We start from the raw sequence: 13,813 nt of genomic DNA on the forward strand, positions 1-13,813 counted from the left end.
GCGGAGGACCGGGACGGGACCGGGGTTAAAAACGGGTGGTGACGCCGATGCGCAGACCCAGACCGCTGGCGACTTCGGCCTGCGCCTGACGGCCATCGATCTCGAGGCTCAGCTCTTCGTCGAAGTCCTCGTAGTAGGCGCTGGCGAAGAGCGAGGTGCGTTCGTTGAGCGACCACTCGCCGTCGACACTGCCGTAAATGCCGGCAAAGGTTTCGGTCATCGTGCCGCTTTGTTCGCCGATCTCGGGACTCTCGATGTCGTCGTTGATGACGAGCTTCTCGCGGTAGTTCATCGAAAGGCCGATCAGCGTGAACGTGCCGCCGCCGCTCAGCTTCAGAGACATGTTTTTAAACGGTTCCCACCGCACCCAGGGGCCGGAGCGAAGCGTGAAGTAAGCGCCGCTCATCTGCCAGAAACCGTCGATCTGCGCACCGTCCGCAATGGTCTCAACGGTGCGCTCCACCGGGCGGCTGCCGAGCAGCGTGGTGTTGTCGACCACGTAGGTCGTGGTGACCCCGTCGTCACCCACCACTTCGATGATGCGGGAGGACGGCGCGGTGTAACCTTCGATCGGTTCACCGTCGCTGTCGTAGTCATAGGGGACCGGGGCACCGTTCAGCGAATAGGTGTCGGTGATCACGATGAGGTCGGCCGTGGTGCTGCCGTTGTATTTGGCATTCACGTCGGACAGCCCCCACCCCGCCAGCAGGCCGAGTTGCCAGGCCTTGCGCCGCGGTGAGACCGGTTTGCCCCACTGGTAGAGCACGCGGCTGTATTCAAGATCCGGATTCACGCCCTGCGGCGTCTCCGCCTCGATCACCGCGTCGCTGGGCGACGCCGCGTAGGCATGGAACATGATGCCATCGCCCTCGGGTGTGATCTGGTCGGCGTAGTCGTAACTCCAGGTGTTGGTGAGACCGTCGGAAAACGCCTCGCCATCAGCACTTTGACCCCGCGCATCGAGCGCGACGTAACCGTCGGCATACACGCGGTTGGCCAACGAGGTGGAGTCGTCGTCCTCAAAGTCGGTGCGTATTTCGCCCATGCCACTGAAGCGCACCGAGCTGTTGCCCAGGAAGCGCAGACTCACCGAAAACTCGTTGCGATAAGGGCGCACCAGCAGCGAATCAGGAATCGCCCGAGCGTAACGCGTGAGGGCGTTTTCGACTTCCGACGGCGGTTTCGCCTCTTGGCCAAACGCGAGCGCCGGCAGCAACAGGGCAACAAAGCGAAGCACCCTCGGACAAGGGTTCAGGGCAGGACGGGATATCATCATGAGAGCACGGTGTGACTCGCGTTTTTTGCGAAATCCGGAACCCGCTGGATGAACCCGCCGGACACCGGGATGAATCCGCGCCGAAGCGGGACGAATACACGGCACTTTGTCAGACCAAGTTGAAACCCTGGTCCGGAACCACGGTCCCATACGCCCTCGCCCGATTTCAGGCGCTTCCAGTTCCATGACCCATTTCTGCAACCTCGACCAAACCTCGTCTCCGGTAGCCGCGCGCCCGCACCTCGCGCCGCAATTGCCGTGGGGCTTGGTCGCATTGCTCGCCGGCGTGTCGATCATGTCGGGCCTCGCCTTCACCTGGCCGCTGCTGCGTTTCATCGAGCTCGACGCCGCCATGGCCGCCACCCTCGTCCTGCTCGGCTGGGGCCCGTGGGCACTGCTCGCCGGCGGCATCATTGCCTTTGCCCGCCTGGCGCCCCTCGACCCCCATCGCTGGCGCCGCACGCTGCCGCTCCACATCGCGGCCTGTTCACTGCTCGCTCTGGGATCCTATTTGTTCTCCGACTGGATGCGCGACCGGCACTTTCATCAAGGCGGTGGTTTCGGTCCGACAGGTCCCGCTCCGCGCGAGATGGTGCTCAATCAACCGCCGCCGCCGCCACCGGACAGTGGCTCCGGACCCGGCACACTGCCGGCGCCCGACGCCACCACCCTCGCGAGCATGATGTTGAGCCGCTCCTTCGGCTCCGGCCTCGTGGTGCCGGTTTACCTGCTGCTCGTCGCGGTGACCCAGGCCATGCGCAACCATCGCCGCGCCGATGAAACCGCCCGGCTCGCCGAACGCGCCGCCCACCAGCTCGCCCAAGCCCGCTTGCAGGCCCTGCAAAACCAGCTCCAGCCCCACTTTCTTTTCAACACCCTCAACGCCGTCACCAACTACATCCATACCCAGCCGCAGGTGGCGGAGGAAATGGTGTGCGCCTTGAGCGACCTGTTGCGGCGCGTGCTCAAACTCTCCGACCGCACCTCCATTCCTCTGCGGGAGGAACTGGAAATCGCCGACCTCTACCTCGCCGTGCAACGCCACCGCTTTGCCGGACGGCTCGTGCTGGTCCGCCACATCGATCCGCGACTGCTCGACCGCCCCGTGCCGCCCCTCCTGCTGCAACCCGTCATCGAAAACGCCATCGTGCACGGCGTCGCCCACGCCACCGAAGCCAAACCCATCGAGTTGCGCGTGGAGGAGGTGAACCGTCACCTGCGCTTTTCTCTCATCGACCATCACCCCGTGCCGGCCCCGCGGCTCGATCCCTCCCGCACCGGCGGCGTTGGTCTCTCCAACATCCGTTCGCGTCTCGCCACCCTCTACGGTGGTCACGCCGGCCTGCACGCCGAACCCCGACTTGAGGGTGGGTTTCTCACCGAGATCAACCTGCCCCTCCATCTCCCCGCCTTGTCCTCATGAAGGTCCTCATCGCCGACGACGAAGCCCCCGCGCGCCAACGTCTCCGCAGCCTCCTCGCTGCCGAGCCCAACCTCGAGATCGTGGCCGAATGCGCCGACGGCACCGCCACGCTCGAACAGGCCCTCGCGCTGCGCCCGGACCTCATCTTTCTCGATATCGCCATGCCCGGCATGGATGGCATCCAAGTGCTCGAGGAACTCAACCGCGTGTGGTCGCCGCGCGTGGTGTTCACCACCGCTCACGCCGAGCCCGCCGTCGCGGCCTTTGAACTCGAGGCCGCCGACTACCTGCTCAAACCCTACTCCCGCGCCCGTCTAACCGCCGCCCTCGCCCGCGTGCGCCGCCTCGTGCCCGCGCCCTCACTCGACTCCACGCCGCCCTTCGCCGATCCGGACGCAGACCCCGCCGCCGACACGCTCGTCACCTCGCCGCCTGCGACGAGTCCGGAACGCCTCTTGGTCAAATCGGGCTCACGTTACCATGTCGTGGAGACTGCCGACATCCTCTCCGTGCAGGCCGCCGCCAACTACGTCGTGCTCCACACCACCAGCGGCAAACACATCATGCGCAGCACGCTGCGCCAACTGGAAGCCGACCTCTGCCCCCGGCGGTTCTACCGCACCTCCCGCTCCACCATCGCCAACCTGCACGCCGTGCGTGAAGTGAAGACCTCCAGCAGTGGCACCCACGCCATCATCCTCAGCGACGGCAGCGACCTCCCCCTCACCTCCGGCCTCCGCGAACTCGAACACCGCCTCCGCCACCTGAGCTGACTCGCCCCGCGGCACCACCTCTCCGGCGCGCTGCGGCAAGATGCCGCACCCACTGTGCACACCCTGTGGCCGAGGCTTCCAGCCTCGGCAGCACTTTCACGCCAACCAACTGGCCAGGCTTGCCCGCAACGCTTCGCGCGCGCGCCGCAGGCGGGTCTCGACGGCTTTCGGGCTGCAGCCCAAGACCGTCGCCGCCTCGGCATGGCTCAAGCCTTCATACTCCACGCACACCACCACTTCGCGCCAACTGCGGCGCAGCTGCTGCACCGCCGCGCGCACGGCCCGCGCGCGCTCGGCTTGTTCCGTGCTTTGCGCGCCATCGGCTTCGGATCCGGCGGTGGTATCCAAGGCTACTTCGTCCAACTCCGTTTCCGGTCGCCGCCAGCGCCAACGCAACCGACTGCGGCCGAGGTTGACCGCCAGCGTGAGCAACCACGCTTTGAGCGGCGCGCCCCGCCGGTAAGACGCCCGCTTCTGATAGAGGCGCACAAAGGTGTCCTGCGCCACGTCCTCCACATCGGCCGCAGTTACGCCCACGCGCCGCAGGAAGGCTTTCACCGGCACTTCCCAGCGCACCATCAGTTCCGCCACCGCCGCGTCGTCGCCATCCTGTAGGCGCGCCATGAGCGCCTCGTCGGACTCGGTTTCGTCAATCGCTGGTGGGGTCGGCGTCATGCTGGTGCGGTGCCGACCAGTTCAGGTCAGGAGCACCCTCATGGTCAAACTTCGCCAACCGCGGTTCCACCAGCGCCAAATACCGGGCGCCGGCCTCGTCGCCCATCGCTCCGGCCACGCGTGTGAGAAAATCCCGCAGATCCGAACGGCAATGCGCGTCGTGCTTGGCGAGGATGCGCTCGGCTCGCGCGACTTCCGTCGCGTCGGCGTTCGCCGCCCGCAGGCTGGCCACTTCGGCCCGGCCTTCGCGGATCATGCGGCAGTGTTCGTCACAGACCGATCGATACGCCGTGTGCATGCGTTCGATCTCGTCCATCTGCGCCGCACTGAGCGCAAACTCACGCTGCATCCACGCCACGTCGTCGTGCGAATCCGCCGGAGCCATCGCCCCGCCGCGGGCAAAACCAAAACCCGCCCACGCCGCCAGCAAAGTCAGCGCGAGCAACGCCAACCCCACGCGTCCGCGATGCCGCCCCGTCATGGCGAGTCCTCCAAGTCGACCCGTTGGTGCGGATCAATGCTGCTCACGTAAGCGTCGAGTCGGGCCGCACGCTCGCGCTCGTTGAGCCGTTGGGCCGTCAAGACGCCGCCCGCTCCGGCCATGAGCACCGTCGCCGCCGCCATCGCGCTGAGACCGAGGCCGTGTTGACGCAGCCACACCGCGAACGACCGATCGGCGGCCGCTTCGCGTTCGATGCGTTGCCAGACTTCGGCCCGAAACTCGGGGCGGGCCGAGGGCTGCTCACGCCAGGTGGCGAGCAGCTTGGAGAGAGGATCTGGTTTCGGGTCGTCGGACATGGCGGGAAAGGCGTCTGCCCAACAATACGCCGACGATTCCCGCATCCCTCGTTTTTTCTGCCGAAAACTTTTTTGCACTTTTCGCGAGGGGTAAAAGCCCCGCTCCGCGTAACGCCCCCATATGAAAAACCTGATGCTTGCGCTTCTTTCCCTCGGCCTGGCCTCCGTCGCCTTCGCCGCCCACCACGAATCCGACGAATCCCACGCCGCCGCCAAAACCGACGACGCCTACCCGCTCAACACCTGCGTGGTCTCCGGCGAGGAGCTCGGCAGCATGGGAGATCCGATCGTTTACATGCACAAGGTCGACGGCCAACCGGACCGCGAAGTCCGCTTCTGCTGCCGCATGTGTGTGGGCCGCTTCAAGAGCGATCCGGCCAAATACCTCGCCAAGCTCGACGACGCCGCGCACGCCGGCCACGACGCTGCCATGACCGAGGGTGAAGCCTGTTGCGAAGACGGCTCCTGCGCCTCCTGCCAGGCCGGACACGAAAAACACGACTCCTGATGGCGACCAAAACCGCCACTCCTTGGTTTGGCTACCTGATCGTCGCGGCCCTCGCGGGCGCGATCGGCTACTTCGTCGCCCGTCCGTCGACCACGCCCGTCGCCCCCTCCGGCGAAACGGCCAACGCGGGCGATGCGCCGAGCGCCGAGCGCAAGATCAAGTTCTACCAGAGCCCCATGCACCCATGGATCACGTCCGACCAACCCGGACGTTGCACCATCTGCGGCATGGCGCTGGTGGCGGTTTATGAAGGTGAAGCCGGCTTCGGTGACGGCGAAACGGTCACCTTGTCCGATGCCACCGCCGCCGTCATCGGCGTGGCCACCAGCGAAGCGACCGAGCGCGACCTGACCCGCACCCTGCGCGTCAACGGCACCTTTGAGGCTGACCACACCCGCCACCGCGTGCTCTCCGCCCGCGTGCCGGGCCGCATTGAAAAGCTGCACATCGATCAAGTCGGCGTGCGCGTCGAAGCCGGCGCGCCGCTCATCACGCTCTACAGTCCGGAAATGCTCACCGCGCAACGCATCTACCTCGAGCGTCTCGCCGTGGGGCCCAGCGCGATCTCTTCCTCCCAAATCGCCGATGCCCGCGAGCGCCTGCTCGACCTCGGCGCCAGCGAAGATGACCTGACCCGCCTCGAAACGGAAAAGCGACCAGAGGCCGTCGTCACCGTGCGCGCCCCCTTCGCCGGCACCGTGATTTCCCGCGGCCCCAATGCCTACGAAGGCGCCTACGTGGCCGAGGCCGACAAGCTTTTCGAAATCGGCGACCTATCGTCGCTGTGGTTTGTTTTCGACGTCTACGAATCCGACCTCGCTCTGCTGCAGGAAGGTCAGGCGGTCGCCGTGACTCCGGCCGGTGCCGCCGGCGCGCCGCGCGAGAGCACCATTTCCTTTATCGATCCCAACCTCAACGAGACCACGCGCACCGCCCGCGCCCGCGTCGTCCTCGACAACGCCGACCGCGACCTGCGCCACCGCCAGACCGCCACCGCCGAAATCACCATCGACCTCGGTCCGGCGCTCACCGTGCCGCGCAGCGCGGTCCTGTTCACCCGTGCTCAACCGACCGTGTTTCTCGCCCTGCCCGACCAGGCTTACCAACCGCACAGCGTGCGCCTCGGCCGCGCCAATCCGGAGGTGTATGAGATCACCGCCGGACTGCAGGCTGGCGACCGCGTCGTCACGCGCGCCGCGCTTCTGCTTGAGGGGCAGGCCCAGCTCTCCGCTCCCGCCACCGCCATGGGCGGCGAGATGGCCATGGCATCCGATCACGGCATGGATGGGATGGCCGAGGCCCATGCTGATCCGGCAACCGACATCGCCGCGCTGGAGCCCTTGATCTTTGCCGCCGCCGACGCCGCCGCCGCGCTGGCCAACGACGATGTTGCCGCCTACGCCGAGACCCTGCCGCGTATCCACGAAGCTTGGACAAGCTACCTCGACGCCACGCCACACGCCGCCGACGGTCCGCTGGCCGAGTTGGTGGATGCCTTGATCGACGGTCCATCGCTCGAGGAGGCGCGCACGCCCTTTGAACCCTTCAGCACGCAGGTCGCCGACCTCGCCCGTGCTGCCGGCCTGCACCACGCCGGCAAGGTGAGCATTTTCCAATGTCCCATGTCACCCGTGCTCGGCACCGGCCGCTGGGTCCAACGCAACGACGACCTGCGCAATCCGTTTTTCGGCGAGATGATGCTCACCTGCGGCTCCAAGCTCGACTGAGCCCCTCCGCCCTATGATCAACCGGCTCGTTCATTGGTCCCTGCACAACCGCTTCGTCGTGTTGTGCGTTTTCCTCGTCCTCTGCGGCTGGGGTGTGGTCGCGCTGCAGCGCGTGCCGGTCGACGCGATTCCCGATCTGTCGGAGAATCAGGTCATCGTCTACGCCGACTGGCCCGGTCGCTCGCCGCAGGAGGTCGAGGACCAGATCACCTATCCGCTGTCGGTGGAGTTGCAGGGTCTGTCCGGCGTCAAAACCGTGCGCGCCTCGTCGATGTTTGGGTTCTCGTTTCTCACCGTCATTTTCGACGAGAAAACGGACAACGCCTTCGCCCGCACGCGCGTGCTGGAACGCCTCAACGCCATCGGGGCCGATCGCCTGCCCGCCGGAGTCACCGCCCGCCTCGGACCCGACGCCACCGGCCTCGGCTGGGTTTACCAATACTACCTGCAGGACGAATCGGGTCATGAAGATCTCGGCTCGCTGCGCACGGTGCAGGACACCTTTGTGCGCTACCAGCTCGCTGCGGTCCCCGGGGTGGCCGAGGTCGCGTCCATCGGCGGCTTCGTGCAGCAATACGAGATCGAGGTTTCCGCGACAAAGCTCCGTCAATACGACGCCACCCTCGGTCAGGTGCTCGACGCCGTCGCCGCCAGTAACCGCAACGTCGGCGGCAAAACCATCGAGGAAAACGGGGCCGAGTTTGTGGTGCGCGGTGTCGGACTCATCGAGGACGTGACCGATCTTGAGCTCATCGCCGTGCAGGCCCGCGACGGCACGCCGCTGCTACTGCGCGACCTCGCCGAAATTCGCATCGGCGGCGCCTTTCGCCGCGGCGCCCTCGATGTAGATGGCCGCGAGGTGGTGGGCGGCATCGTGGTGATGCGCTACGGCGAGAACGCGTATCAGGTAATCCAGGACGTGAAGGCGCGTATCGCCGCCATTTCGCCGGGCCTGCCCGAGGGCGTGAGCATTGAGTCGTTTTACGACCGCAGCGCGCTCATCGAACGGGCCATCGACACCCTCAAGGGCGCGCTCACCGAAGAGATCATCCTCGTGACCCTCGCGCACGTGCTCTTCCTCTTCCACTTCCGCAGCATCCTCATCGTCACGCTGCCGCTGCCGGCCTCCATTCTCATCTCCTTTATCCTGATGGAACGCTTCGGCATTCCGTCGCACATCATGTCGCTCACCGGCATCGCCATTTCCATCGGCGTGCTGGTCGACGCCGGCATCGTGATGACCGAAAACGTCATCCGGCACTGCGAGCGCGAACAGGAGAAATCCCACGGCGCAACCCTCACGCCCGAACGGGTTTTCCAACTCACCCTCACCGCGGCGCAACAGGTGGCCCGACCGATCTGTTTTTCGATGGGCATCATCATCCTGGCCTTTGTGCCGGTGTTCCTGCTCGGCGGCCAAGCGGGCAAACTCTTCCACCCGCTCGCCTTCACCAAAACCTTTGCGCTCATCGGCGCGACCCTGCTCGCCATCACTGCTGTGCCGGTGTTCTGCACCCTGCTGGTGCGCGGCCATTTTCGCTCCGAGGACAACAACGTGCTCATGCGCGCCTTGCTCCGCGGTTACGATCCGCTGCTGCGCGCCGCGCTACGCCACCGGGGCCTCGTGCTGACTGCCGCCGCCCTGCTCCTGCTCGGCACCGCCCTCTTCGCCTTCGGCTTGCCGCGCGCACTCAACGAGCGCCTGCCCGCCGCAGTCGCCCGCCACACGCAGGGTTTTGGCCGCGAGTTTATGCCCCCCCTCGAGGAGGGCGACCTGCTGTTCATGCCCGTGCTCCTACCCGCCACTTCCCTGTCCGAGGTGAAACGTATCATGTCCTGGCAGGACGAGGTGATGAGCCAACATCCCGAGGTCGTGCGCGTCGCCGGCAAACTCGGTCGTGCCGACACCGCCACCGACCCGGCGCCGGTGGAGATGATCGAAACCACCATCACGCTTAAACCGAAGGACCAATGGCGTCCGGGCGTCACCAAGCAGCAGATCGTCGACGAACTCTCCGGCCTGCTCACTCAGGTCCCCGGCTACGTGCCCGGCTTCCTCATGCCGATCGAGAACCGCATTCTCATGACCAGCACCGGCATCCGCGCTCAGGTCGGCGTAAAACTCTTCGGCGACGATCTCGATGCGCTCCAACGCAAAGCCTTCGAGATCGAGAAAGTCATCAAAACCATTCCCGGCGCCGCCGGCGTCGCCCCGTCGCGCATCCAGGGCAAACCCTACCTCGAGATCCGTATCCGCCGCGCGGATATGGCCCGCTACGGGTTGCGCGCCGAAGACGTGTTGCGACTCGCCGAAACCGGCATCGGCGGCACTACTTCCACCTCGACCCTCAAAGGCCGCGAGCGCTGGCCGATCCAAGTGCGCCTCGACACCGCCGATCGCGGCGACATCGAAGCCCTCGGCGACATTCCGCTCGCCACGCCCAGCGGCGCGATCATCCGCCTGCAACAGGTGGCCGACATCGAGCGTGTTCTCGGCCCCAGCGCCATCGCCTCGGAGAACGGCCGGCTGCGCGTTTTTGTGCAGGCCAACGTGCAGGACCGCGACCTCGGTTCCTTCGTCGACGAAGTAAAACGCCGCGTTGAGTCCGAGGTCACACTCGACCCGGGCATGACCCTCGATTTCGCCGGCGAATACGAAAACCAACTCCGCGCCCGCCAAACCTTGCAACTCATGGTGCCCGCGGTGATCGCGATCATCTTTGTGCTCCTGGTGATGACCTTCCGCTCCGCCAAGGAAGCCGCCCACGTCATCCTCGCCGTGCCCTTCGCGCTCACCGGTGGTTTCCTACTGCAGGGTGCCCTCGGTTATCCATTCAGTGTCGCGGTTTGGGTCGGCTACATCGCGCTCTTCGGCACCGCCATTCAAACCGGCGTCGTGATGGTGGTTTACCTGCAGGAGTCCGTGGATCAGGCGCGCGCCGAACGCGGCCGGGCTCTCACCGCCAGCGAACTTCGTGAGGCGGTGATCGCGGGCGCGCGTTTGCGCCTGCGCCCCAAGGTCATGACTGTCGCCACCACCGTGGCCTCCCTCACGCCACTCTTCTGGCTCGACCGCAGCGGCGTCGAAGTCATGCGCCCCATCGCCGCCCCGGTGGTCGGCGGCATGATCTCCAGCCTGCTGCACATCCTCATCGTCACGCCGGTAATCTTCCTCTGGCTACACCAACGGAAAACCAACCAAAGCTGAGGACCACGAAACACCCAAAATACACGAAAGATGTTCGGAATTGAGGAGCCCTCCGATGCATTCGTGTGTTTCGTGTCTTTCGTGGTTTATTCCCTCATTCTCTCATGACTGATCACGAAATCGTCTACATGGGCATGCCGCACGAACGCGTGCTGCGGCCGCGCTTCTACCTCGCGGTGGCCCTCACTCTGCCGATCCTGCTCATCGCGATGGGCCCGATGCTGGTGCCGGCGTGGTCGCACGGTTTCCCCGGTCTGTCCCACACCGCCAACGGCTGGCTGCAGGCGGTGCTCACCACCCCGGTCTTTTTCTGGAGCGGCCGCTTCTTCATCCGGCGCTGGTGGTATTCGATCCGTGAACGCGACACCAACATGTTCACGCTCACCGTCACCGGCACTGGCGTGGCTTACTTCTACAGCCTCGTCGCGCTCATCTGGGGTGACCACTTCCCCGCCGCCCTGCTCACCGATCACGGCGCTCCGCTCTACTTCGAAGCCACCGCCTTCATCACCACCACCGTGTTGCTCGGCCAGATCATGGAGCAACGCGCCCACGCCCGCACCGAGTCCGCTATCCAAAGCCTGATGGACCTCACGCCGCCCACCGCGCACCGACTCGATGCGGATGGCAACGAAACCGACGTTCCGCTCAAAGACGTGCAGGTCGGTGACCGCCTACGCATCCGCCCTGGCGAAAACGTGCCCGTCGATGGCGAGGTGACCGACGGCCGCAGCGAACTCGACGAAGCCATGCTCACCGGCGAACCCGAGCCCGTGCTCAAGGAATCCGGCGACACTGTGAGCGCCGGCACCGTCAACACCTCAGGCACGCTCGTCATCACCGCCCGCCAGGTCGGCGAAGACACCCTGCTGGCCAAGATCATCAAACTCGTCGAAGAGGCCGCCGACAGCGATCCGCCCATCGCCCGCCTCGCCGACCGCGTGTCCGACTTTTTTGTGCCCACCGTCGGTGCCATCGCGCTCGTGTCGTTCCTCAGCTGGACGATCTTCGGCGGTGACCAAGGTTGGCTCTGGGGTCTGCTCAACGCCGTCGCGGTGCTGGTCATCGCCTGCCCCTGTGCCCTCGGTCTGGCCACGCCCGTGTCCATCGTCACCGGCATCGGTCGCGGCGCCCAGGCCGGTGTGCTCGTCAAAGACGCCACCGCTCTCGAACGCCTCGCCCACGCCACCACCCTGCTGGTCGACAAAACCGGCACCCTCACCGAAGGCCGGCCCCGCGTCGTCGCGGTAACAGTAGCCGGGGGCGGTGACCCCGGCCCGGGCTCACCGAGCCCGGCTACAGAGGAGAGTATCCTTGCCCTCGCCGCCGCCGTCGAGACGCACAGCGAACACCCGCTCGCCCGCGCCATCGTCGACGCCGCCAAGGAGCGCAAACTGACAATCCCCGACTCCACCGATTTCGCCAGCGAACCCGGCCAAGGCGCCTCCGCCACCATCGATGGCCACACCATCACTGTCGGTCGCGCCGCCGCCGACGCCAAGGTCGACTCTCATCCCCACGCCTCACTGGTCGCGGTGCGCCGCGGCGACGAGGAGCTCGGCCTGATCGCGCTCGAAGACAAAATCAAAGCCAGCACCCCCGCCGCGCTCAAAGCCCTGCACCACCGCGGCATCAAAGTCGTCATGGTCACCGGCGACCGTCAGGCGTCCGCCCAACGCATTGCCGACGAACTGGGTCTCGACGCCGTGCACGCCGAAGTCACGCCCGAGCGCAAACAGGAGCTGGTCAACGCCGCCAAAGCTGAAGCCACCCACGGCGCCACCATCGTCTTCGCCGGCGACGGCATCAACGACGCGCCCGCCCTCGCCGCCGCCGATGTCGGCGTCGCCATGGGCACCGGCACCGATGTGGCCATGAACAGCGCCGGCCTTGTCCTGGTGCGCGGTGACCTGGCCGCCCTAGCCGCGGCGGTCACGCTCGCCCGCGCCACCCTGCGCAACATCAAGCAGAACCTCTTCTTCGCCTTCTTCTACAACAGCCTCGGCCTGCCCCTCGCCGCCGGTCTCTTCTACCCCTTCACCGGCTGGCTGCTGCACCCCATGTTCGCCGGCGTGGCGATGAGCCTAAGCTCCATCAGCGTCGTTTCCAACGCCCTGCGCCTGCGACGGGTAAAGTTGGACTGAGCGCCCTTCCAACGGCAGCGCGACCAAGGTCGCGCTGCGTTGCCTCTCCGCGCCCCTGAAATACGTAACCGAATAGCGGATACGTCCGACGGCTCCGTAACGTATGTTACATCTGCAAATGCAGGCCAATCGCGTGTCGACTGTGTTACATACACGTTACAGATTTGTGACACGTTACCCGTCATGCACCGCCTCATCGTCCTCCTCCCTGCCCTCTTGCTCGGGTTGGTCGGCTGTCAAACGGCCGAGACCCGCGCCCGTCACCACCACGAACTTTTCACCTCGCTCGACGCGGGCACCCAGGCGCGCCTGCTGTCCGGCGAGGCCATGGTCGGCGACACGCCGGCGATGGTGGAGATCGCCTATGGCTCCCCGCAGATCGACAAAGCCATCACCACCGCCAGCGGCCGCGAGCGCCGCACCTGGGTGTATACGAAAAAGCACTACACCAAAGAGGAGTCGCAGATTTCCCACAGCTCCGGTCGCAGCGGCGCCGTGATCGAAGACGTCTATCGCGTGCTCAACGTGCTGGAACGCGAAATCACCTTCCTCGACGGTCGCGTCGTCCACGTGCGCGACCCCCAACGCGAAGCTCAAGCCCTGGCGGCCATCGGCCCCTTGGACTAGTTTTTTAAGCCACGGATTCCACGGATTTTCACGAATGGTATCGCCGCGTTAACACGCTAGCCTAGTGGATGAATTCCAGGTGTAGTTTTGGGCCTACTGACCCAGATAATGCCGTAAAAAGCGATCCAGCCGGCGGCAGGAATGATCAGCCAAAAGTCCCCGACCAACGAACTGTAAAGCAAGATGGACCCGCTCACCACCATCAGTATTGCCAGCCACCAGTTCCCGTTACCGAGCGTCAGTCGGTAGGCAACCGACCGCCTCCGTTTGAATAGTAAGGCATGGACAACGCTCCACGCGACGAGTGCCAAGAGTATTGGCAGGACGCCCGCCAAAGGAATACCGATGGAGTCTGCCCAATGCGGGAACTCCCCGCGCTCGAGATCCAGCCTCAGCGACCCTACTTGCCCCGCTACCGTGAGGATCGCGACGACACCTCCAAATAGAGCGACGGAACGGCGGCTTCGCGCCAGAAATCGATTAACTCGATCGCGACGAATCCACGCTACGAGCACGAGCCCCCACGAAATCGAGCACAGACCATAATCTTGGAACGTCAGGCTCATAGTAAGCGACTCGCGTCTCAGCTCTCGAAAATCCTGTGCCCTGTCCGGACCCGCCAGCACCATATATCGGCGGTCATAGTCCGCTTGA

Annotated in this window: 11 protein-coding genes; 7 read left to right on the forward strand and 4 right to left on the reverse strand. The window is 65.4% G+C overall.

Going from position 1 to position 13,813, the window contains the following annotated elements:
- Positions 1-25: 25 nt before the first annotated feature.
- A complete protein-coding gene (locus tag K1X11_RS09300) occupies positions 26-1,237 on the reverse strand; it encodes a hypothetical protein (protein WP_221029710.1) in 1,212 nt (403 codons plus the stop codon).
- A gap of 223 nt (positions 1,238-1,460) precedes the next feature.
- Here K1X11_RS09300 and K1X11_RS09305 point away from each other — a divergent pair, with 223 nt between their 5' ends.
- A complete protein-coding gene (locus K1X11_RS09305) occupies positions 1,461-2,699 on the forward strand; it encodes a sensor histidine kinase (protein ID WP_221029709.1) in 1,239 nt (412 codons plus the stop codon).
- Positions 2,696-3,472 (forward strand): LytR/AlgR family response regulator transcription factor, encoded by a 777-nt coding sequence (locus K1X11_RS09310; protein WP_221029708.1) that lies wholly within the window; start codon positions 2,696-2,698, stop codon positions 3,470-3,472. The genes K1X11_RS09305 and K1X11_RS09310 overlap by 4 nt, the downstream gene beginning before the upstream one ends.
- 96 nt (positions 3,473-3,568) lie before the next feature.
- Here the strand turns inward: K1X11_RS09310 and K1X11_RS09315 are convergent, their stop codons facing one another.
- From K1X11_RS09315 to K1X11_RS09325, 3 genes are read right to left on the reverse strand one after another with little or no spacing between them, the layout of a single operon-like run.
- A complete protein-coding gene (locus K1X11_RS09315; protein WP_221029707.1) occupies positions 3,569-4,147 on the reverse strand; it encodes an RNA polymerase sigma factor in 579 nt (192 codons plus the stop codon).
- Positions 4,122-4,628 carry a hypothetical protein gene (locus K1X11_RS09320; protein WP_221029706.1) on the reverse strand — a complete coding sequence of 169 codons (507 nt, stop codon included), beginning with the start codon at positions 4,626-4,628 and terminating at the stop codon, positions 4,122-4,124. The genes K1X11_RS09315 and K1X11_RS09320 overlap by 26 nt, the downstream gene beginning before the upstream one ends.
- Positions 4,625-4,945: a hypothetical protein gene (locus K1X11_RS09325; RefSeq protein ID WP_221029705.1), complete on the reverse strand. Its 321-nt coding sequence runs from the start codon at positions 4,943-4,945 to the stop codon at positions 4,625-4,627. The genes K1X11_RS09320 and K1X11_RS09325 overlap by 4 nt, the downstream gene beginning before the upstream one ends.
- A 133-nt stretch (positions 4,946-5,078) precedes the next feature.
- Here K1X11_RS09325 and K1X11_RS09330 point away from each other — a divergent pair, with 133 nt between their 5' ends.
- The 5 genes from K1X11_RS09330 (at position 5,079) to K1X11_RS09350 (ending at position 13,159) form a co-directional block, all read left to right on the forward strand.
- Positions 5,079-5,453, forward strand: a complete 375-nt coding sequence (locus K1X11_RS09330; protein ID WP_221029704.1) for a hypothetical protein — start codon at positions 5,079-5,081, stop codon at positions 5,451-5,453.
- A complete protein-coding gene (locus tag K1X11_RS09335; RefSeq protein ID WP_221029703.1) occupies positions 5,453-7,180 on the forward strand; it encodes an efflux RND transporter periplasmic adaptor subunit in 1,728 nt (575 codons plus the stop codon). The genes K1X11_RS09330 and K1X11_RS09335 overlap by 1 nt, the downstream gene beginning before the upstream one ends.
- Before the next feature lie 13 nt (positions 7,181-7,193).
- Positions 7,194-10,388, forward strand: coding sequence for an efflux RND transporter permease subunit (locus K1X11_RS09340; protein WP_221029702.1), 3,195 nt, complete (start codon positions 7,194-7,196; stop codon positions 10,386-10,388).
- Between the two features lie 104 nt (positions 10,389-10,492).
- Complete coding sequence (locus tag K1X11_RS09345; RefSeq protein ID WP_225919307.1) at positions 10,493-12,532, forward strand: copper-translocating P-type ATPase; 2,040 nt, start codon at positions 10,493-10,495, stop codon at positions 12,530-12,532.
- A gap of 183 nt (positions 12,533-12,715) precedes the next feature.
- Positions 12,716-13,159: a hypothetical protein gene (locus tag K1X11_RS09350; RefSeq protein WP_221029701.1), complete on the forward strand. Its 444-nt coding sequence runs from the start codon at positions 12,716-12,718 to the stop codon at positions 13,157-13,159.
- Positions 13,160-13,813: the final 654 nt, after the last annotated feature.

The organism is Actomonas aquatica, assembly GCF_019679435.2.
Classification (GTDB): domain Bacteria; phylum Verrucomicrobiota; class Verrucomicrobiia; order Opitutales; family Opitutaceae; genus Actomonas; species Actomonas aquatica.